Origin of the sequence: Campylobacter concisus (assembly GCF_003048405.1) — a bacterium.
Classification (GTDB): Bacteria; Campylobacterota; Campylobacteria; order Campylobacterales; family Campylobacteraceae; genus Campylobacter_A; species Campylobacter_A concisus_Q.
This window is the reverse complement of the sequence record NZ_PIQS01000004.1, coordinates 1-19,937: the sequence shown is the minus strand read 5'-3', so window position 1 is coordinate 19,937 and position 19,937 is coordinate 1. Positions and strand designations below refer to the sequence as shown.

Sequence of the window (19,937 nt, the reverse complement as noted above, 5' to 3'; positions counted from 1 at the left end):
AATTTCTTTTTAAAAAAAGTAAATTTTTAAAAGCTTATTTATTTAGTTTAAATCAAAAAAGGACTAAAATGAGGTTTTTAAAAATCAAAAAAGGCCTTATATGAGAGATAAGACGCAGATGTATTATGCTAGGCGCGGCGAGATAACGCAAGAAATGAGCTATGTGGCAAGGATCGAGGGGTTTAGTGAAAATTTGGTGATGGATGAGGTGGCAAAAGGTAGCATCATCATCCCAGCAAATATAAATCATAAAAATTTAAAGCCAATGGGTATAGGTAGAAAGCTAAGGACAAAGGTCAATGCAAATATCGGCAACTCAAGCTTAAGTAGCGATATTTGCGCTGAGCTTAGAAAGCTTGAAATTTGCCTCGAATTTGGCGCTGATACGGTTATGGATCTAAGTACAGATGGCGATTTGGATGCCATTAGAAGTGCGATCATCGAGCATTCAAGCGTGCCAGTTGGCACAGTGCCTATGTATGAAATTTTAAAAGAGGCAAAAGAGGTTACCAATATCACAAATGAGCTCATTTTAGAGGTACTTGAAAAGCAAGCGAAGCAAGGAGTTAGTTACTTTACGATACACGCTGGATTTTTGCGTGAGTTTTTGCCGCTTGTTAAAAAGCGTAAAATGGGCATAGTAAGCCGTGGAGGTAGCCTAAGTGCAAGCTACATGTCAAAGTTAAATAGACAAAATCCTTTCTATGAAATTTTTAATGAAATTTTAGAAATTTGCGCTAAATATGACGTCTCGCTCTCGCTTGGTGACGGACTTCGACCAGGATGTCTTTTTGATGCGACAGATGAGGCACAGCTTAGCGAGCTAAAGGTGCTTGGAGAGCTTACACTTCGTGCGTGGGAAAAAGATGTGCAAGTGATGATCGAGGGCCCTGGTCATGTGCCATTAAATCAAATTGAGTATAATATGAAAATCGAACAAGAGCTCTGCCATGATGCCCCATTTTACGTGCTTGGGCCGCTTGTCTCAGACATAGGTGCAGGATACGATCATATCACGTCAGCCATAGGTGGCACGATGGCAGCATATCACGGCGCTAGCATGCTTTGCTACGTGACGCAAAAAGAGCACCTTGGCTTGCCAAATGAAAATGACGTAAGAGAGGGTATCGTAGCTCACAAGATAGCAGCTCACGCCGCTGACGTCGCACTTGGCAAAGCTGGAGCTATCGAAAAAGATCATGCGATGAGTGATGCAAGATACGCATTTGACTGGAATAAGCAGTTTGAACTTAGCTTTGATCCAAAAAAGGCTAGAGAACTTCACGATGAAAGCTTGCCAGAAGATGCGTTTAAGAGCGCTCATTTTTGTTCGATGTGCGGACCAAAATTTTGTGCATATAAAATTTCAAAAGATCTAGAAAAAGGAGAAAAATGTTAAATAAAGAAGAGGTCTTAAATAGACTAAAAGGTGTTATATATCCTGGTTTTGAAAAAGATATAGTTAGCTTTGGCTTTGTAAAAAATGTAGAAATCGGCGATAAAATTTTAATCGAAGTCGAGATCGTCAGCTCAAGCCCAGAAGTGGCAAACGAGCTAAAAACGGACATCAAACGTGTCATGGGCTCAAATGAGTATGTGCTAAATTTGATCCAGCCAAAGATACCTGAGGAGAAAAGTAACACTCAAAGTGGCAAAAATATCGCGCCTCAAGTTAAAAATTTCGTAATGGTAAGCTCAGGAAAAGGTGGCGTTGGTAAATCAACTACAACTCTAAATTTAGCCATCTCAATGGCAAAACTAGGCAAAAAAGTGGGAATTTTAGACGCTGACATCTACGGACCAAACATCCCAAGAATGCTTGGCGAAGTAAATACTCAGCCACAAGTTGTTGGTAACAAGCTAAAACCGATACTTAGCCACGGAGTTGAGATGATGAGTATGGGCGTTTTGATGGAAGAGGGTATGAGCCTTATCTGGCGTGGTTCAATGATAATGAAAGCGATCGAGCAGCTACTAAAAGATGTACTTTGGAGTGAGCTTGATGTATTGTTTCTTGATATGCCTCCAGGAACGGGAGACGCGCAGCTAACTCTAGCTCAAAGTGTGCCAGTAACGGCAGGTGTCTGCGTCACAACGCCACAAGTGGTAGCGCTTGACGATAGCAAACGTGCGCTTGATATGTTTGAGAAACTTCACATCCCAATCGCTGGCGTCATCGAAAATATGAGTGGTTTCATCTGCCCAGATAATGGCAAAGAGTACGATATTTTTGGCAAAGGTACGACTGAAGAAGTGGCAAAAGCTTATAACACTCAAATTTTAGCTGAAATCCCTATCGAACCAGCTGTTCGCGTGGGTGGCGATAATGGCAAGCCAGTCAGCTTCTACGAGCCAAACTCAGTTACTGCAAAGCGCTACGAAAGTGCGGCTGCTAGACTTTGGGAAGTGATAGAAAATATAAATAGTGATGGCGGAGCTGATAACTCAGCGATCCAGCCAGTAAATGACGGCAAGAGTGCTTGCTCGAAGTAAAATTTACAAAAGATAAAATTTAGAGCAAATTTTAATTAAATTTGGCTACCAAAATTTAGCTTTGCTTGATACTTGGCTTAAATTTTGGAGCCAAAATACAATCATTTAAAATTTAACAGGAGGAAACATGAAAGCGATCGTAACCGTAGTCGGAAAAGATAGAGTTGGCATCGTTGCTGGCGTTTCAGCAAAGCTTAGCGAGCTAGGGCTAAACATAGATGATATCTCACAGACTATTTTAGATGAGTTTTTTACGATGATGGCAGTGGTTTCAAGTGATGAAAATAAAGACTTTACGGCCTTAAGAGCAGAACTTAACGAGTTTGGAGAGAGCCTAAAAGTAAAGATAAATATCCAAAGTTCTGCTATCTTTGATGCGATGCATACAATCTAAGGAAAAACAATGGACATCAAAAACGTAACCGAAACGATCTCGATGATCGAAGAGCAAAATTTTGACATCAGAACGATCACGATGGGCATTAGTTTGCTTGACTGCATCGATCCTGACATCAACAAAGCTTGCGACAAAATTTACGCAAAAATCACCACTAAAGCCAAAGACCTAGTCAAAGTGGGCAACGAAATTTCTGCTGAGCTAGGCATACCAATCGTCAATAAAAGAGTGAGCGTGACGCCTATCTCGATAATCGGCGCCGCAACGGACGCAAAAGACTACGTAATGATCGCAAAGACGCTTGACAGGGCGGCTATTGAGGTTGGTATTGATTTTATAGGTGGTTTTTCAGCTTTAGTTCAAAAGGGATATCAAAAGGGTGATGAAATTTTGATAAATTCTATCCCTCAAGCACTTTCCCAGACTTCAAAAGTATGTGCAAGTGTTAATGTTGGCTCAACTAAAACTGGCATAAATATGAGTGCTGTGCGTGACATGGGACGTATCATAAAAGAGACAGCGGCAGCATCTGATATGGGTTGCGCTAAGCTCGTCGTTTTTGCAAACGCAGTCGAGGATAATCCTTTCATGGCTGGTGCATTTCACGGCGTGGGCGAGGCTGATGTGGTGATAAATGTTGGCGTTTCAGGCCCTGGCGTGGTAAAAAGAGCCCTTGAAAAGGTGCGTGGCGAGAGCTTTGACGTGGTGGCTGAGACCGTTAAAAAAACGGCGTTTAAGATCACGCGTATCGGCCAGCTAGTTGGCCAGATGGCGAGCGAGCGCCTTGGGATTAAATTTGGTATCGTCGATCTCTCTCTTGCTCCGACACCAGCTGTGGGCGACTCGGTGGCTCGCGTGCTTGAAGAGATGGGGCTTGAGGCTGTTGGTACGCATGGCACGACTGCGGCACTTGCTTTGCTAAATGACGCGGTCAAAAAAGGTGGCGTCATGGCGTGCAATCAAGTTGGCGGCTTAAGCGGCGCATTTATCCCAGTTTCAGAAGATGAGGGTATGATAGCGGCGGTGCGCGCTGGCTCACTAAATTTAGAAAAACTTGAAGCGATGACCGCGATATGCTCTGTGGGGCTTGATATGATCGCCATACCTGCGGATACTCCAAGCGAGAGTATAGCTGCGATGATCGCTGATGAGGCGGCTATCGGCGTTATAAATCAAAAAACAACGGCCGTTCGTATCATACCTCTTGGCCGTGAGGGCGATATGATCGAGTTTGGAGGCCTTTTAGGAAGAGCGCCTGTGATGAAGATAAACAAAGCCTCAAGTGCCGACTTCATCGCTCGTGGCGGACAAATTCCAGCACCTATCCATAGTTTTAAAAACTAATCTTCAAAGTCCGCTTTTAATTTGCGGACTTTTTCTTAAATTTATCCTAATCTTTTCAACTGCTTTTAGTTAAAATAATAAAAATTTTAAGCCAAGGAGCTAAAATGAAAATTTTATCACTGCTTACGGTGCTACTTTTTGGAGCGGTATGTGGCTTTGCAAATGATGGCAAAGTAAGAAGTATCGACATCTACGTCACGCCATACTACTCAGCAAATGCTGGCAAGGTGGAGTACGTCAAGGTCTATGACAAGATAGATGAGCTTTTAAAAAGTGGCAAAGAAGAGGACTTTAAAAAGGCTGAAAAGATCGTGCAAGACGCCCCACAAATGGTCTCTCCGATAACTCTTTTTGTCCTTTCAGCTCGCGCATACGATCTTGGACTTCGCGATGATGCGGTATTTTGGTTTTATGCGGCAAAAAATCGCGCGATCTTGCTAAGAGGCGTTATAGACATGGAAGGCGAGAAATTTACTGACGTGGTGGCCGCGATAGGGGCGTTTATGAAGCTTGTTGGCGACGTGGTCAATCCTTATGCATTTTGCGATATCAAAAAACAACAAGAGATCGCTGATAAAGCGCTTGAATGGACTAAGAAAAATGCCTATGAAGCGATGTTCTCGCCAGAATTTAGCTCGCCTCACGAAGATAGAAAAGCAGCCCTTGCAAAAGGCATAGAAAAGCTAGAAGCTCGCAATAAAAAAGAAAAAGATTACTTTTTAGATAAAGATAATCTTGCTAACTTTAAAGCTATGCGCAAGCAAAATGGCACTGATGAGAAATTTTGCTTCTAAGTAGCGAGAAAAACTGAAAATTTGCTTGTAAATTTGGCTTTTGCTTTATGCTAAAAGGGTAAATTTACAAGCTATCTCTATTTTAGATGATAAATTTTAGCTCACTACAAATCTGCTTAAATTTCGCTCTTTTTCGTAAGAGTAGCAAAACCACAAAAATGAGAATAAAAAATGACTTTAAAATTTGGCGAACTTGAAAAAGTTGCAACAGATGATGGCTTTATCTGGTATGGGGAGACGTGGCTAAAAAGTGAAATTTTTGATCAGGTGCCATTTTGCCTTGTTAGCACAGATGGGGCAGACGTGGATAATGAGACTACTTTGCTAGCAGAGCGCATCGCCGGCGATATCGATCGGTACATAAAAGAGGCGCTTGCCTTTTTAAAAGATGAGCTTAGGCGAGGGCGCTTTTTGAGCAAGGATGAGCTTAGAGCGCTTGATGTGCCAGCTTGCGAACTGCCCTTTAGCTTGCCACAATGCACCTTTTATGCGCATGATAAGCAGTGGCTGATGAGGTTTGCCGATGGTGCGCTTGATATTTGCGAGCCTTTTGGTATTGGGGTGATTTTTGAAGGTGAAAAGCCACTTCGTTTAGAAAATTTAGAGCTTAGCCAGGAGTGCTAATCGTGGATAAATTTTGCTTTTAAACGGTGAGATAAATTTGGTTGCTGTTTTAGGTTTTTAGCCCAAAACAGCAGAAATTTGCACTTATGCGTTGCAGCAACAATAATCACTCGGATCTTTTTCTTTTGTGATCCTACCTCTTAAGTCGTGACGGATGATCTCTATCGACCAGAACCATATCATGTGGCCGACAAATTCAGATACATGCTCGTACCAAGGAAGTGTCCAAAGTGGTGGAGTAAGCCCCAAAATAGGTAGTGTGATCACGTGAACAGCGATATTTACGATAACGCCAACTAGTAAGCCTTGCCATATTGTAATCTTTGGAAATTTCTCAGCCAAAACACAATAAGCAACCGCAAAAACGATCGAAAATAATATATGCGTCATCATTACGTAGTTAAACGCATGCCCTGCAAACTCGTAAATAGCAGCATTTGGATCGGCTACGCCCAAATAATCTCTTAAAAATACATAAGGCGGATTTAAGAAATTTCTAGAGCAATCGATCGCATCGGCTGCTCTAATGGCACTCTCTGGTCCGCAAGTAGCGTTAAACATATCCATCGGACTTCTTGGAGGAAGTGGAAATTCTGCTCCCCATTTGACAAAGGCTGAGATAACGCCAGCGACAAGGCCGATCAATGCAGCCAGAGCAAATCTAGGTTTTGTTACCAAATTTGACATTTAAACTCCTTCTTTAAATTTGCAAAATCTTATTGCAATTTATTTTATGATAAGATTAATCATTATTAAAAATATAAAAATATTTAAAAATTTTAATGGACTTAAAATCATAAAATTTTTAGCCATTTTTGGCTAGACTAAGAAAAAATTTAAAGGAGAATAGATGTCTAAAGAGTTTAAAGATGCAAATGAATTTAAGGAATTTTTTGAAGAATTTAGAAAAAAAGATGGCTACAAAGATCCGCTTGCTTTTGGTATCGCTAGGATCGATCGTGGACAAAAAAATACAGATAAAATTTTGCAAGCGACATTCGCTGTTGTAAATTACAAAGAGAGCTTTTTAAGCGCAGCCGCTTATATCTATGCCTTGCAAAAATGTGATGTTAAGGTTGATTTTAACGGTTCTGAATTTGTAGCTGATCTTACTCCAAAAGTGGTAAAAAAAGCTAGCAAGCTCTTTAGCGTCTTTGAAAAAGAGATAAGCTCTCATAAAAATGTACAAAATTTGCATGCCGTAAAAATGGCATTTGATGACGATCTTGAACTAAATGAGAATAAATTTAAGCTTGTGTTTTTGTTTGATGATGCAAAACCACTTAGCGTGGAGGCTGTATATCTCAAGCTTTACTTGATATCGCTTGGCAAAGTCGCACCTAGGACGATCGTGCTTGATGGAGCTTTTGGTGTGTTACCAAATGTTGCATGGACTAGCCAAAATACGCCAATCGAGCTTGAATGGTTAAGAGAAAATGAAATTTCTCTAAAGATGTTTGGCGAATATCCAGCGATCGTTAGCGTCGATAAATTCCCAAGATTTTTAAGCCACATCATCCCAGCTGATAACACGAGAATTTTAGACTCAGCTAAGGTTCGCATGGGCGCTGCCGTGTATCCTGGCACAGTCGTTATGCCTGGTGCTGCTTACATCAACTTTAACGCAGGTACAACTGGTGGCGTAATGGTTGAAGGCAGAGTCAGCAGCTCTGTCGTAGTTGGCGAGGGTAGCGACGTAGGTGGCGGAGCTAGCATACTTGGCGTGCTAAGTGGCACAAACGGGAACCCTGTAAGTATTGGCAAACACTGCTTGCTTGGTGCAAACTCAGTCACAGGTGTGCCTCTTGGTGATAACTGCATCGTAGATGCTGGTATAGCAGTGCTTGAGGGCACAAAGGTCTATATCTCTGCCAGCGAGCGCGAAAAGTTAGCTAAGCTAAATCCAGAGTTTAAATTTGAAGCTGAAATTTATAAGGCACTTGAGCTTGGCGGACTAAACGGACTTCATTTTAGACAAAATAGCCAAACAGGCCAGATCACTGCAAGTGCGAGCAAAAGGGCGATCAAGCTAAATGAGGCACTTCATTAAAAGGAGCTAGCATGAAAGTTGGCATTTTGATGTTTGACAAGCTAAATCTACTAAGCTTTGCCAAAATTTATGATTTTTTACATAAATTTGAGGATTTTAATATCAAGACTTACGCACTAAAGCCTGAGATAATCGATGAATTTGGCGTCAGGCTTCATCCAGAAATTTACGCTGAGAGCCTTTATGGTGTGGATATTTTGGTCGTGCCAGATGGCGTTGGAGCACTTGGATTAAGATACGATGAGATATTTTTAAGCTGGGTTAAAAGCTCAGCGAGTGCGAAATTTAAGATAGGTTTTGACCTTGGCGTGCTTATCCTTGGTGGTGCTGGATTTTTAGAAGACAGAGAGGCTTGCATAAGGGGCGGATACAAAAACGCACTTAGCGACTACTGTGATGTTAATGATGCTAAGATGTGCGAAAGTAGGGGTGTCATAAGCGTTAGTGAATTTGATGATAGAATCAAAGAACAGCTGACAACGATACTAGGTAAAGATAAAATTTAATGGCTTTGACTCTTAAATTACGATAGAAATTTTATATTTTTAGTAAGCTTATAGCTTGTTTATAGCGCTATTTACCGCTTGTAGGTGTGCTACATTATCCACTCTGTGAAATCAAAATTTAAATTATTTCCAAGCTTTGTTATCTGCTCTAAAATTTCATAATAATTTTTTCTATTTGCTTAAATAATGCTAGAGATAGAAAATGGCTTAACACCATCTTCTCTTAAAAAGTAGTGCGCCAAAGCCCTTGTTATGCGTCCATTACCGTCATCATAAGGATGGATAAAAAACTAAAGATGTGCAATAAAACTTTTTAGATATGCGTTTTCAAGGCTTTTGTTGATAAAATTTTAAAAGTTCTCATCTCATCTTCTATACCTCTACTGGCAAGGCTTCATAGTGGATTTGCACATTTTCTGGAGAGCCTGAGACGACGCTCATCTCATCATCTCTAAACTTGGCTCGTTTTATCTTGTAAGTTTTGCTTTGGATATATTCAAACAAGGTATTGTGCCAGCCATGTAGCCGCTCGAGGTTCATATAGTCTTTGTTTAAATTTACTTCAAACATTAGCGAGACTAGATTAACACTGTGTCTAGTCGCATGAGTATCATCTAGCCAGTCAAAATTTTCATCTAGCCTCTTTTTTATCTACGAGCGAATGCTTGATCTTTTAAGCCTTTCGCCCCCTATGAGAGATGAACTTATTATTTCATCTTCAAGTGCACTAATTTGCACCTTTAAAAGATCGTCTCTGCTGATATTGCTTGTTAGCTCTTTTAAATTTTTATGGTCTTGCTCTAGCTTATTTGTAAGGGTGTCTATTACTCTTTTGTCGAAAGAAAAATTTGGGTAGTTGGGATGTTGTCGTATCCACAGGTTTTGTAATTTTTAATCAATGCACTGAACTTATTTATAGCAGTAAAATTTGGTATATGTATTGTTTTTGATTTGCTATTTGTAGAAGTCGTTTTTTTGTTAGAAAAGAGCCAGTTAAAGTTAAGGCTAGATAAGATTATCTACCTAGCCTATAGTCTCTTCTAGCATCCTTATAACCACGTCTATATCCACGCTCAAAACCATCATCATAGTCGTCATCGTTATAGTAGCCTCCGCGGTAACCACGCTGAAATCTATCATATCTTTCGTACTCATTTCGATAGTATGGGCGGTAGTTAGGCGGATATGGCGCATAGTTTGGATCAACAGGATAGTAGCCATTTGCACGGCAACTATCCTCGTCAAATTTTTCTATTCCGTTGCGAAATTTGTAGCTTTCTATTTTTTTGTCAAAGCTATCAATGCTTCTTATATCGCCATAAATTTTAGCCATTTCTCTTTGATTTATAAGACCACAAAGCCTAGCTTCAACTTTTTTTTCATAACTCATAGCAAACAAAAAAGTCAATGAACAAAATAAAATGGCTAAAAATTTCATGTTATTCTCCTACTTTTAGACTTCCGCCTTTTCCAAGACCACCTTTTACGGTTTGTGCTTTGTAATCTTTTAGGGCAATAACTAATTGATTCATCGAATCAAGAAAAGCATTTACAAGTGTTTTTCCCTCAGGTGTTCTTGAATATACGCCAAGTCCCGCGCCAAGAGAAGCGCCAGCACCGCCGCCCATGCCAAAGAAGTCAGTGCTAGAAGCTGAGCCAATAGCTGCCGCTAATTGAACACCTGAACGATTTTCTATAAGAACCAATGTGGTTTGTGTCTCTTTTGTTGAAAAACCACCAGCTATAGCACCTGCTACACTACCAAAAAGTGCTTCAACAAGAGCACCTGCACCGCCCGTATCTTCGTTGCTAAAGAAAATTTCAGGGCGAATAGTATAATCAGCTGCTACCATTTTACCTTTACCAAAGCCGGAACCACCACGTAGTTCGCCTGATCTATCAAGTGCACGCTCTTGCATCATATTATCCATCATAGCGCCACGTTCAACTATAACAAAACAACCAGTTTGTTGTGCAAGAAGGCGTAAAACTGGAATAGTTGATGTGAGCTTGTAGTTGTGTGTTAAATATGAATACCAGTCAGAATTTTGGTCTTCATAAAACGCAAGTGTTCCAAGAGTGCTACTGCATTTTTCTATTTTTGTGTTAGCATTATTGTTATTGCTTCCAGCAGCACTGCCAGTTACACCATGCTATTGCCAGTTGCACAACCGCTTAAAAGTAAAACTCCAAGGCCTATGCTTAGTAAAGATGAACTTAACTTCATTTTTATCCTTAATATTTAAGTTGGTTTTTTAATATTATATATAAGCAAATATTATAAAAATATTAATATAAGATTTATGTTTAGTAGCATAATGCAAAACTACTTTTATAAAAATTTAAGTAGCCAGCAAGATGCCAGCCACACGAGTTATTCGACAGTTACGCTTTTTGCGAGGTTCCTTGGCATATCGACGTTGTTGCCAAGTCTAACAGAAATTTCAAGAGCAAGTAGCTGAAGTACAAGCATCATCTCGAAAAATTCGCTCATATAGTGATCTTGCGCGCTTGTTTTTACGTAGTCATCGCTTAGCTCAAACTCAAGTGGACTTATAGCTAGGATGTAAGCATCTCTTGCGGCAAGCTCTTCTACATTGCTCTTTGTCTTTTCATAGAGTAAATTTTGAGGCATAAGCGCTATGGTAAATAGCTTCTCATCTGCAAGTGCGATAGGGCCGTGCTTCATCTCGCCTGATGGATAGCCCTCGGCGTGAAGATATGAAATCTCTTTAAGCTTTAGCGCACCTTCAAGTGCTAGCGGATAGAAGATATCTCTACCGATAAAGAAGAAGCCATGACCGTGCAAATAATGCTTGCTTAGGCGATGAAGCTTCTCTTGAAGAGAGTTATTGATATTTAAAATTTGTGGGATGTGAAGAAGCGTTTTGATCTCGTGATCAAGCTCTTTTTTGCTGACAGACTCTTTTGCTGCCGCCATTTGAAGCACAAGCATCCAAAGCACGATGATTTGCGTTGCGAAAGCTTTTGTGCTCGCCACACCTTTTTCGATGCCAGCACGAGTTAGAAGCGTATTGTCAGCTAGTCTAACGATAGATGAGTTATCGACGTTGCAAATCGCAAGCGTTCTAAGCCCAGCCTCTTTAGCTATCCTAAGTGCTTCAAGAGTGTCGGCTGTCTCGCCACTTTGCGAGATGACGATGAAGAGTGAGTTTTTGTTTAGATAAGGCTTTCTATATCTAAATTCGCTTGCTACTTCAACCTTTGTTCTAACTTTGGCAAGCCTTTCAAAGAGATAGCTTGCGGTTAGCGCTGCATGGTAGCTCGTACCGCACGCACAAAGCACGACATCATCGATGCCTTTTAGATATTCATCGTCTAAATTTTCAAGGGTGACTTTGTGGTTTTTAACTCTACCCATGATGGTTTCAGACACGACTGCGCCTTGCTCGTAAATTTCTTTCTCCATAAAAAATGTATAACCCTCTTTTTGGGCATAGCTCTTATCTTTCGGCAGTGCGTTAAATGTTATGCTAGCTTTTTTGCCGTGTTTAAAAACAGCTATCTCATCTAAGCTCACGTAGCCGTAGTTGTTATCATCTAAGTAGGCAACTTCGGTTGCGTTACCGATAAGTGGGGCATCTGATGAGGCAAAATATAGCTCTTTTTTGTCGCTTTTGCCTATCGCCATAGGAGCGGCATCTTTTGCGAAAAATATCTTATCAGGTGCAGTTTTAGTGATAAGTAGCGTCGCATATGCGCCTCTTAGCTTTGCGATAGTCGCCTCGTAAGCTTTAAATGGGTCTTTTTTCTCTTTTAAAATTTCTTCAAAAAGATGCACGATCACCTCAGTATCGGTTTGGCTGACAAATTTCACGCCCTTTGCTTCAAGCTCATCTTTAAGCTCTTTGTAGTTTTCGATGATGCCATTGTGAACGACAAATGAGTGCTCGCCAAGGTGCGGGTGAGCGTTTATCTCAGTTGGTTTGCCATGCGTCGCCCAGCGTGTGTGACCTATCGCCACACCAAAGCCAGTTGATGTAAAGTCCTTTGTCTTTAGGGCTAAATTTTCAAGCTTGCCGACCGCCTTAAAAAAGTCGATCTTGCCATCACTCATCACAGCCATGCCAGCGCTGTCGTATCCGCGATACTCAAGCTCTTTTAGACCGCTTAAAATGACCTCTTTTTTCTCTTTATCTCCGATGTATCCTACGATTCCACACATGTTTTACTCGCTTATTAATAAATTTAATATCTCTTCGCCTTTGCTCTCAAGTCGCTCGTTTTTCTCGATCAAAAAGAGATTTCTCGTTCTATTTTTAACCGTCTGAATTCTAGCACTCGTGACTTGAAAATGAAGCCTGTCAAAAACACTCATCACATAAGCCATTAGCCCGCGCTGATCTTTTGCGTTGATACTAAGTTTGGCGTAATCTTTTGAGTGATTTAGCTCGAAGTTTATCTCATCTTTGTTAATGTTTGGTTTCAAAGGCTCTTTTAAAACCTCGCTATTTAAGGATTTTAGAGCTAAATTTTTAGTAATTTCAAGCTCCTCTTTTTTAACATTTTGGTTAAAATCAAGCCTGATATAAAATTTCTTCTCAAATAGCTCAAAAATTTCCATGTATGCAAGGTCAAATTTGGCAAATTCATAGAGCAGGGCGCTTAAATTTAGGCTCTTGTTTGTATAAATTTGAATGCTTAAATTTTTAGTATTGTTTATGAAAATTTCGGTTTCGTTTAGGCTATCAGCCACTTTGCTTAAATTTATGATCTCGCTCGCGCTATATTTTATAAAGACAAGATTTGATGTGATTTTAAAAATTTTCTCTTGCAGGCTTGATTCAAGCGCCAAAAACTCACTATTTCGTTTTATAGACTGCTCTTTTTTTACGCGCCTTGTCGCTTCATCAAGTAAATTTTCATCGCTAAATGCACTAAGAGAAATTTCATAAAGTTCCCTTAAAAGCTTTGCAGTATAGGCGTTATAAAGTCTCTCATTTGTCGCGTTTATCACGCAGTAGCTAAGGATGTAAAGTAGTTTTAAAACCTGCTTGTCGCCAAGCTTTGAGATAAAAGCAAATATAACGCGTTGCGAATAAATGTCCTCTCTGTTTGAGACGTTGCTCATTAGGGTGTGGTATTTTACGAGCGTAACACCAATATTTACGGCTTTTTGGCTTAAATTTAGCTTGTTTGCATAGGCTCTAAAGATATTTGCGCCGATATTTGCGTGGTCTTTACCAAGCCCCTTGCCAACGTCGTGCATTAAGGTCACAATCTTTAGCATCGTCTTGCCCTCCAAGCAAAGCTCGGTGTAGAGATTTTTTATGAATTTATCTTTTATATTTTCAAGAAATTTTACACTTAAAATACTATGCTCATCAACCGTAAATTCGTGATAGCCGTCATACTGAGCTAGCTGGCTGATGTGCTCCATGGGTTTTATCAAAATTTGTATCATCTGCGCATCGAGTAAGGACTTTAAAATAGCGTAGGAATTTTCTCTTAAAAATATCTTCTTAAACTCGCTTATAGCGTGCTCTAAGCCACTTTTTGTGATGATGGCTCGCTTGATGTAAAAGATAGCACTTATATCAAATTTATAGTCCACATCTTTTAGCTCTAAAAGCTCTTTTATGAGATCTTCGATAAGGGCTGGCTTTTTGTGAAGTGGCACGTAGATGACGCCATTTACTTCGTAAAAGCCATTTTTTAGCCTAGCAAATTTTCTCTGCTCAAAACTTAGCTCGCTTTTGAAAAATGGCCTGCAAAGAGAAGCGACGATAAACCTTGAATAAATAGCAACATTATTCATCGAGCTTAGCATTTTTTGGCTGATAACGCTCTCGTTGTCTTGGAGTTTTTTGGACTTTGTCTGCATGAAATTTGTCGTGATTTCAACGCTTGAAGCGCTAAAAGTATCAGAATTTTGCGTTAAATTTAAGGTGGTTAGTAGGCTTAGTAAAAAGTCCACATTTAGGTTAAAACTAGCGATCTCTTTTTCATTCATCACTTTTAGGGCTTGTGATCTAACCGAAACGTCGCTATCTAGGCAGTTTAGTATGCAGTTTAGGTGATAAATTTCATCTATCCCGCCAAAGCCACTTTTTAAATTTGGCTCTTGTGCCAAGTAGCTTATACTAGAAAATGGCAAAAACGCCTTTAAATGGTAGTTTAAAAAGGCTTTTTTATCAAATTCTTTTAATTTTACGATCTCGCTTTTTACTAAGCGGTAGAGACTTTTTGAACCACAGATATATCGGACTTGCGATGTTTCGCTTTTAAATTTGAGATCGTCTTTGTAATTTGTAAAAATTTCATCTATTTCAACACTTTTTATATAAAAATTTATTCCAGAGCTACTTAAAATTTCGCTAAATTCTTTTAAGAAATTCTTTATGTTATAGCCCTTTAAATTTTTATAAACTAGCAAAATTTCAAGCTCACTATTTGCACTAAGTAACGTTTGAGCGTATTTGCCAGTGGCTAGAACGCTAAAAGCAAAGCTGTCATTTTGTGGCACAAACTCATCAAAAAATTCTCGCATAGTTTCATTTAAATAAGATTTTATAAAATCATCATACTCTTTGGCTAAGAAATTTGTGAAATTTCTGCCTTGATTTTTTTGAAAATGTTTTGGCAAATTTGCCTTAAAATCAAGAAATTTCTCTTTGATTTTTAAATAATTGTTGCTATTTTTGGTACTTTTATCAGACAGCATTTAATGTTTCCATTGTTAAAAATATCTTGGCAAATGTTACATAATTTTTGCAAAAACAAAGCTTTATTTGCTTATAATAAAGCCTTAAGTTCAGCTTTAGGACGATAAAGATAATGAATCTATTACAAAAACTAGAAAGTGGCGAGAGATTAAGCAAGCAAGAGGCTTTTTCACTTTATGAGCTTGATCTTTTTACCTTGGCTAAATTTGCCGATAAAAAACGTAGAAAACTGCATGGCAACAAGGTCTTTTTTAATGTAAATCGCCATATCAATCCAACAAATATATGTGCTGATATCTGTAAATTTTGCGCATTTTCGGCTCACAGAAAAAATCCAAATCCATACTTAATGAGCCACGAAGAAATTTTAAAGATCGTTGATGAGAGCGTGAGTCACGGAGTAAAAGAGATACACATCGTATCAGCTCACAACGCAAAAAGTGGCTGGCAGTGGTACTTAGAAATTTTTAAAAAGATAAAGGCAGCCCATCCAGAGCTTCATGTAAAAGCGATGACGGCAGCTGAGATCGACTTTTTATCAAGACATTACGGCTTAAGCTATGATGAGGTGATAGAGAAGATGCTCGAATACGGCGTCGATAGCATGCCAGGCGGCGGGGCTGAAATTTTTGATGAAGAGGTCAGGGCTAAAATTTGCAAAGGCAAAGTAAGTAGCGAAAACTGGCTAAAGATCCATAAAATGTGGCACGATAAAGGCAAGCAGAGCAATGCAACGATGCTTTTTGGTCACATAGAAAGCCGCGATAACAGGATCGATCACATGCTAAGGATCAGGGATTTGCAGGATGAAACTGGCGGTTTTAACGCATTTATACCGCTAGTTTATCAAAGAGAAAATAACTACCTAAAAGATGTGAAATTTCTAGGATCAGCTGAAATTTTAAAGACTCTGGCGATCTCACGTCTTGTGCTAGATAATGTTCCACATATCAAAGCTTACTGGGCCACTTCGACGCTAAATTTAGCGATGATCGCTCAGGAATTTGGCGCTGATGATCTTGATGGCACGATAGAAAAAGAGAGCATCCAAAGTGCAGCTGGCGCAAATAGCGCAAATGGCGTTACACTAAAGACATTTTGCGATCTTATTAAAACATCTGGTTTTACGCCGGTTGAGCGTGATAGCTTATATAACGAACTTAAAATTTACTAAAAGGAGCTTGGGGTGAAATTTTTTGACTTAGCACAAAATAAAACAAGTGTGAAGCAGGAATTTGGAGCGGGACTTACGACGTTTTTAGCGATGATGTATATTGTGCCGGTAAATGCGATCATTATGAGCAAAACTGGCATGCCTTATGAGGCACTCATCACTGCAACAGCGCTAATTACCATATTTTCTACTGTATTAAATGGTCTTTGGGCGAACACGCCAGTTGCGATGAGCGTTGGCATGGGGCTTAATGCTTATTTTACATTTGGTCTTTGCATCGGCATGAAAGTACCTTGGCAAACGGCTCTTGGCGTTGTTTTCTTAAGCGGCGTAATATTTGTCGTCTTGTCTTTTACAAATTTTAGAATGTGGATAATAAGATCTATCCCGCTTGATCTAAGAAGAGCGATAAGCGCTGGCATAGGCACCTTTATCAGCTTTGTGGCATTTCAACAAATGGGCTTTATCGTAAATAGCGACGCAGTTTTGGTTGGCATAGGAAATTTCAAAGATCCAAACGTACTTCTTGGTGTTTTGGGATTATTTTTAGTTATTTGCTTTTGGGCGTGGAAGATAAAGGGCGCGTTTATCCTAGCTGTGCTTGCTACTTCAGTGATAGCTTGGGTGCTTGGTATCGCTCCTCATCCAACAGAAATTTTCTCAACTCCGGCTTCTATCTCTCCGATATTTTTAGAGCTTGATATAAAAGGTGCGCTTAGTCTAGCATTGCTTCCAGTTGTTATCACATTTTTTGTGACCGATCTTTTTGACTCTATAGGCACGCTAGCTGGTGTAGGCACGAGGGCTGGAATTTTTGATGAAAACAAAAAAGATGGCGTCGTAAAACTTGAAAAAACTCTTGAAGCCGACGCTATTGCTACGGCGGCTGGCTCACTTGTAGGTGTAAGTACGACTACATCGTTTGTAGAGAGTGCTAGTGGTGTAGAAGAGGGCGGTAGAACCGGTCTAACGGCTGTATTTTGCGGACTTTTGTTTATACTTACACTCTTTATGTTGCCGCTTTTTAAAGCTATCCCTGGCAATGCCATCTATCCGATCCTTGTAATGGTTGGCGTGCTTATGTTTGCTGAGCTTGCTAGTATAAATTTTAAAGATCCAGCCATTGCAGTTGCGACATTTTTTATAGTTGTGCTCATTCCGCTTACTTACTCGATCACAAACGGCCTTGCATTTGGTTTTATGTCATACGTCATAGTTAAACTCATAAAGAGAGAATTTAGCGATATAAATTTAGGCGTAGTCGTGCTAGCGCTCATTAGTTTTATCGTATTTTTAGTGCATTGATAAGGATGAAAGATGATATTTTATAGCTACGATGAATTTGCTGTTGATACTAAAAAGATGGCAAAACAGATAAAAGATGAGTTTGATCCAGATGTGATACTAGCTGTGGCAAGAGGCGGTCTAACGCTTGGCCACTCGCTAGCTGTTGCGCTTAATAATAGAAATTTATTTACCCTAAATTCTATCCATTATGAAGATACAAATAAGCTTGATACGATTAATATCTTTAACGTGCCAGATCTTAGCAAATACACTAAAATTTTGCTCGTCGATGACATCATCGATAGTGGAGAGAGCATGGTCGAGATAAAAAGAGAGCTGCTTAAACGTTATCCAAATTTAGATATAAAAATAGCGACCGTCTTTTATAAAGAGAAGGCTCTGCTTTTGCCAGAATTTAAGGTAAAAGAGGCTCACGATTGGATTGAGTTTTTTTGGGATATACATATTTAAGGAAAATTTTTGCTAGATAAATTTAGAGAATTTGTTGGACATCACGTCGCCTTTAGCGTATTTTTGATATGTTTGATTGATTGTATATTTTTACTTTATACGGCAAATTCTCTTAGCATAAGTTACAGTGAAGCTGAAATTTTTTTTAATAAACAAAATTTTCTTAGCCATGTTTTAAACTTAAGTGTTCAAATTTTTGGTCAAACAGATCTTGCTTTAAGATCCGTGATGATCGCTTTTCATGTAATAAGTGTCGTTTTAATGTATAAGATAAGCAAATTTTACATTAAATTGGAGTTTGATAGACTTATTGCGGTATTGCTTTTTATCTTACTTCCTGGCACTATAGCTTCAGCTCTTATCGTCAATAATGCTGGGCTTTGCGTTATGCTGGCGCTCCTATGTATATACTTTTTTCATATTAAAAATAAAATTTTATTTGTAGCATTTTTTTGCCTTTCTTTTTTTATAGATGGCGATTTTTTGATATTTTACGCAGGATTTTTTATATTTTCACTTTATAAAAGAAGGCCTCCGCTTGCTTGGCTAAGTGCTATTTTGTTTTTGCTAACACTTTACTTTTTTGGTTTTGATACAAATGGTAGGCCAAGTGGGCACTTTATCGATACTTTTGGTATCTTTGCCGCTGTTTTTTCGCCGTTTATTTTTATCTTTTTTGTCTATACGATTTATAGAATTTGGGTAAAAGAGAAAAAAGATCTTTTATGGTTTATTGCGATTTGCTCATTTTGCTTTTGTATGATAGTCTCAGTGCGCCAAAGGCTGGAGCTTGAGCAGTTCTTACCATTTTGCGTGATCGCAACGCCACTTATGGTAAGAGTATTTTTTAATTCGTATCGTGTAAGATTGCCAAAATTTAGAAAAGGCTATAAAATTTGCACGACCTTAGTGATGCTTTTTTTAGCCTTAAACTGGTCGATGATCGTATTTAATCAAATTTTTTACCTATTTTTAGATAACCCAACAAAGCATTTTGTCTATAAATTTGATGTTGTAAAAGAGCTTGCTGCTAAATTAAAAGAAGCGAAAATTAAGGATTTATGCACTGATAATAAAAAGCTTGCATTAAGACTTAAATTTTATGGTATAGATGTAAGAGATGAGTCTAAAAATTTATTAGTAAGCGCCGATCTAGATGGAAAATCAAAATTTTGCATAGAAAAAATGGGAAAAGTAATTGCAAATTTTGACGTAAGAGGCAGGTAGATGCATAAAAATAAGGGTTTTACTGTAATAGAGCTTATATTTGTAATCATTGCCGTTGGCATACTTGCAGCAATGATCATACCAAGGCTAGAAATAAATGGAGCTAGAGAGGCAGCTACACAGATGCTAACGCATATAAGGTACGCCCAGCACCTTGCCATGCAAGATGATAAATTTGTACATTCAGAAAATGAAAAATTTTGGTTTAAAATGAGATGGGGGATAGCTATTAATGACACTAGTTTGCAAGAGTGCTCTGTAGATGAGCCTGGGGTTAAATCTTGGAAGTATAGTATTTTCTATGATAAAAGAGGTAGTGGTAATAAATTTAGTGGTAACTTAAATTCCAAAGAAGAGGTTGCCATCGATACACAAAAATCAAACAAATTCTTAAGTGCGGGCTGGAGAGGCATTCCTCAGTCCTATTGCAATAAAATTAATACAGATTTAAATATCGAGAAAAAATATGGCATAAAATCAGTTAAATTTGTCGGTAGTTGCGGAAAAGGCAAAATGCAAACCATTGATTTTGACGAATTAGGTAGGCCTATGAGAGTGGTAAGTGTTACTAACAATAAAGGAGCAAAAAGGCCTTATTCAAGACTATTGAAAGGCAATTGCAAGATAGTTTTAACAGATAAAAATAACAATGTAGCCTCTATAAATATAGAAAAAAGAAGTGGATACGCATATATAAACTAAACCCTTAAACCTATAATAAAAATACATACTTTAAAATTTTAAAGTGACAAACAAATTTTTCTAAAATTCCCTAAATATTTCAACTATCTTTAAGTATTGCTCGTATATAATTCCAGCTCACGAAACGAGAAACCACCTTTAACTTCATTGGTTAATAAAGCCTTTTCTTTTTATCGTTGTTC

At 38.8% G+C, this 19,937-nt stretch carries 21 protein-coding genes; 13 read left to right on the top strand and 8 right to left on the bottom strand.

Annotated elements, in window-relative coordinates; genetic code table 11:
* The first annotated feature begins 100 nt into the window (after nucleotides 1–100).
* The 6 genes from thiC to CVT18_RS07790 all read left to right on the top strand — a co-directional run bounded on the left by thiC (nucleotide 101) and on the right by CVT18_RS07790 (nucleotide 5,652).
* Nucleotides 101–1,399 carry a phosphomethylpyrimidine synthase ThiC gene (thiC, locus tag CVT18_RS07815; protein ID WP_103628673.1) on the top strand — a complete coding sequence of 433 codons (1,299 nt, stop codon included), beginning with the start codon at nucleotides 101–103 and terminating at the stop codon, nucleotides 1,397–1,399.
* On the top strand, nucleotides 1,393–2,493 hold the full coding sequence (locus CVT18_RS07810) for an Mrp/NBP35 family ATP-binding protein (protein WP_087577746.1): 1,101 nt from the start codon (nucleotides 1,393–1,395) through the stop codon (nucleotides 2,491–2,493). Before thiC ends, CVT18_RS07810 begins: the two co-directional genes overlap by 7 nt.
* Nucleotides 2,494–2,620: 127 nt before the next feature.
* Nucleotides 2,621–2,887 (top strand): ACT domain-containing protein, encoded by a 267-nt coding sequence (locus CVT18_RS07805; protein WP_103628672.1) that lies wholly within the window; start codon nucleotides 2,621–2,623, stop codon nucleotides 2,885–2,887.
* 9 nt (nucleotides 2,888–2,896) lie between these two features.
* Nucleotides 2,897–4,234: a PFL family protein gene (locus CVT18_RS07800; RefSeq protein ID WP_103628671.1), complete on the top strand. Its 1,338-nt coding sequence runs from the start codon at nucleotides 2,897–2,899 to the stop codon at nucleotides 4,232–4,234.
* A gap of 104 nt (nucleotides 4,235–4,338) precedes the next feature.
* On the top strand, nucleotides 4,339–5,028 hold the full coding sequence (locus tag CVT18_RS07795; RefSeq protein ID WP_103628670.1) for a cytochrome-c oxidase: 690 nt from the start codon (nucleotides 4,339–4,341) through the stop codon (nucleotides 5,026–5,028).
* 171 nt (nucleotides 5,029–5,199) lie between these two features.
* Nucleotides 5,200–5,652: a hypothetical protein gene (locus CVT18_RS07790; protein ID WP_103628669.1), complete on the top strand. Its 453-nt coding sequence runs from the start codon at nucleotides 5,200–5,202 to the stop codon at nucleotides 5,650–5,652.
* A gap of 84 nt (nucleotides 5,653–5,736) precedes the next feature.
* Here the strand turns inward: CVT18_RS07790 and CVT18_RS07785 are convergent, their stop codons facing one another.
* The gene (locus CVT18_RS07785) at nucleotides 5,737–6,339 is read right to left on the bottom strand and encodes a YagU family protein (protein WP_103628668.1); all 603 of its coding nucleotides are present in this window, start codon (nucleotides 6,337–6,339) and stop codon (nucleotides 5,737–5,739) included.
* A gap of 163 nt (nucleotides 6,340–6,502) precedes the next feature.
* On the opposite strand from CVT18_RS07785, the gene CVT18_RS07780 reads away from it, so the two are divergent.
* Entirely contained in the window at nucleotides 6,503–7,702 is a 1,200-nt protein-coding gene (locus CVT18_RS07780) for a 2,3,4,5-tetrahydropyridine-2,6-carboxylate N-succinyltransferase (protein ID WP_054196847.1), read from the top strand.
* Between the two features lie 11 nt (nucleotides 7,703–7,713).
* Nucleotides 7,714–8,208 carry a hypothetical protein gene (locus CVT18_RS07775; protein WP_021091536.1) on the top strand — a complete coding sequence of 165 codons (495 nt, stop codon included), beginning with the start codon at nucleotides 7,714–7,716 and terminating at the stop codon, nucleotides 8,206–8,208.
* A 179-nt stretch (nucleotides 8,209–8,387) separates the two neighbouring features.
* On the opposite strand, the gene CVT18_RS10825 is transcribed toward CVT18_RS07775, so the two are convergent.
* From CVT18_RS10825 to CVT18_RS07745, 7 genes are all read right to left on the bottom strand, one after another.
* Complete coding sequence (locus tag CVT18_RS10825) at nucleotides 8,388–8,492, bottom strand: Fic family protein (RefSeq protein WP_103559757.1); 105 nt, start codon at nucleotides 8,490–8,492, stop codon at nucleotides 8,388–8,390.
* A gap of 88 nt (nucleotides 8,493–8,580) precedes the next feature.
* Nucleotides 8,581–8,778, bottom strand: coding sequence for a hypothetical protein (locus CVT18_RS10200; protein ID WP_141081831.1), 198 nt, complete (start codon nucleotides 8,776–8,778; stop codon nucleotides 8,581–8,583).
* 81 nt (nucleotides 8,779–8,859) lie between these two features.
* Nucleotides 8,860–9,081 carry a DUF4172 domain-containing protein gene (locus CVT18_RS10820; RefSeq protein WP_223154482.1) on the bottom strand — a complete coding sequence of 74 codons (222 nt, stop codon included), beginning with the start codon at nucleotides 9,079–9,081 and terminating at the stop codon, nucleotides 8,860–8,862.
* A gap of 142 nt (nucleotides 9,082–9,223) precedes the next feature.
* Entirely contained in the window at nucleotides 9,224–9,646 is a 423-nt protein-coding gene (locus tag CVT18_RS07760) for a gamma-glutamyl phosphate reductase (protein WP_084041528.1), read from the bottom strand.
* Nucleotide 9,647: 1 nt separating this feature from the next.
* Entirely contained in the window at nucleotides 9,648–10,139 is a 492-nt protein-coding gene (locus CVT18_RS10530; protein WP_234410313.1) for a hypothetical protein, read from the bottom strand.
* 443 nt (nucleotides 10,140–10,582) lie between these two features.
* Nucleotides 10,583–12,394 (bottom strand): glutamine--fructose-6-phosphate transaminase (isomerizing), encoded by a 1,812-nt coding sequence (gene glmS / locus CVT18_RS07750; protein ID WP_103628666.1) that lies wholly within the window; start codon nucleotides 12,392–12,394, stop codon nucleotides 10,583–10,585.
* 3 nt (nucleotides 12,395–12,397) lie between these two features.
* Nucleotides 12,398–14,893 carry an HD domain-containing protein gene (locus CVT18_RS07745; RefSeq protein ID WP_103628665.1) on the bottom strand — a complete coding sequence of 832 codons (2,496 nt, stop codon included), beginning with the start codon at nucleotides 14,891–14,893 and terminating at the stop codon, nucleotides 12,398–12,400.
* A gap of 110 nt (nucleotides 14,894–15,003) precedes the next feature.
* Between CVT18_RS07745 and mqnE the strand changes: the two genes are divergently transcribed.
* From mqnE to CVT18_RS07720, 5 genes are read left to right on the top strand one after another with little or no spacing between them, the layout of a single operon-like run.
* Nucleotides 15,004–16,068: an aminofutalosine synthase MqnE gene (gene mqnE, locus CVT18_RS07740; RefSeq protein WP_103628664.1), complete on the top strand. Its 1,065-nt coding sequence runs from the start codon at nucleotides 15,004–15,006 to the stop codon at nucleotides 16,066–16,068.
* Between the two features lie 12 nt (nucleotides 16,069–16,080).
* The gene (locus CVT18_RS07735) at nucleotides 16,081–17,373 is read left to right on the top strand and encodes an NCS2 family permease (RefSeq protein WP_087578927.1); all 1,293 of its coding nucleotides are present in this window, start codon (nucleotides 16,081–16,083) and stop codon (nucleotides 17,371–17,373) included.
* Between the two features lie 12 nt (nucleotides 17,374–17,385).
* Nucleotides 17,386–17,826, top strand: coding sequence for a phosphoribosyltransferase (locus CVT18_RS07730; RefSeq protein ID WP_103600568.1), 441 nt, complete (start codon nucleotides 17,386–17,388; stop codon nucleotides 17,824–17,826).
* 9 nt (nucleotides 17,827–17,835) lie between these two features.
* A complete protein-coding gene (locus CVT18_RS07725; protein WP_103628662.1) occupies nucleotides 17,836–19,053 on the top strand; it encodes a glycosyltransferase family 39 protein in 1,218 nt (405 codons plus the stop codon).
* Entirely contained in the window at nucleotides 19,054–19,755 is a 702-nt protein-coding gene (locus CVT18_RS07720; protein ID WP_103628661.1) for a Tfp pilus assembly protein FimT/FimU, read from the top strand.
* Nucleotides 19,756–19,937: the final 182 nt, after the last annotated feature.

Bases quoted from the DNA above. Each gene is read 5' to 3' on its own strand.
- thiC (WP_103628673.1), top strand. From the start codon at position 101: ATGAGAGATAAGACGCAGATGTATTATGCTAGGCGCGGCGAGATAACG.
- CVT18_RS07810 (WP_087577746.1), top strand. From the start codon at position 1,393: ATGTTAAATAAAGAAGAGGTCTTAAATAGACTAAAAGGTGTTATATAT.
- CVT18_RS07805 (WP_103628672.1), top strand. From the start codon at position 2,621: ATGAAAGCGATCGTAACCGTAGTCGGAAAAGATAGAGTTGGCATCGTT.
- CVT18_RS07800 (WP_103628671.1), top strand. From the start codon at position 2,897: ATGGACATCAAAAACGTAACCGAAACGATCTCGATGATCGAAGAGCAA.
- CVT18_RS07795 (WP_103628670.1), top strand. From the start codon at position 4,339: ATGAAAATTTTATCACTGCTTACGGTGCTACTTTTTGGAGCGGTATGT.
- CVT18_RS07790 (WP_103628669.1), top strand. From the start codon at position 5,200: ATGACTTTAAAATTTGGCGAACTTGAAAAAGTTGCAACAGATGATGGC.
- CVT18_RS07785 (WP_103628668.1), bottom strand. From the start codon at position 6,339: ATGTCAAATTTGGTAACAAAACCTAGATTTGCTCTGGCTGCATTGATC.
- CVT18_RS07780 (WP_054196847.1), top strand. From the start codon at position 6,503: ATGTCTAAAGAGTTTAAAGATGCAAATGAATTTAAGGAATTTTTTGAA.
- CVT18_RS07775 (WP_021091536.1), top strand. From the start codon at position 7,714: ATGAAAGTTGGCATTTTGATGTTTGACAAGCTAAATCTACTAAGCTTT.
- CVT18_RS10200 (WP_141081831.1), bottom strand. From the start codon at position 8,778: ATGTTTGAAGTAAATTTAAACAAAGACTATATGAACCTCGAGCGGCTA.
- CVT18_RS07760 (WP_084041528.1), bottom strand. From the start codon at position 9,646: ATGAAATTTTTAGCCATTTTATTTTGTTCATTGACTTTTTTGTTTGCT.
- CVT18_RS10530 (WP_234410313.1), bottom strand. From the start codon at position 10,139: ATGGATAATATGATGCAAGAGCGTGCACTTGATAGATCAGGCGAACTA.
- glmS (WP_103628666.1), bottom strand. From the start codon at position 12,394: ATGTGTGGAATCGTAGGATACATCGGAGATAAAGAGAAAAAAGAGGTC.
- CVT18_RS07745 (WP_103628665.1), bottom strand. From the start codon at position 14,893: ATGCTGTCTGATAAAAGTACCAAAAATAGCAACAATTATTTAAAAATC.
- CVT18_RS07730 (WP_103600568.1), top strand. From the start codon at position 17,386: ATGATATTTTATAGCTACGATGAATTTGCTGTTGATACTAAAAAGATG.
- CVT18_RS07720 (WP_103628661.1), top strand. From the start codon at position 19,054: ATGCATAAAAATAAGGGTTTTACTGTAATAGAGCTTATATTTGTAATC.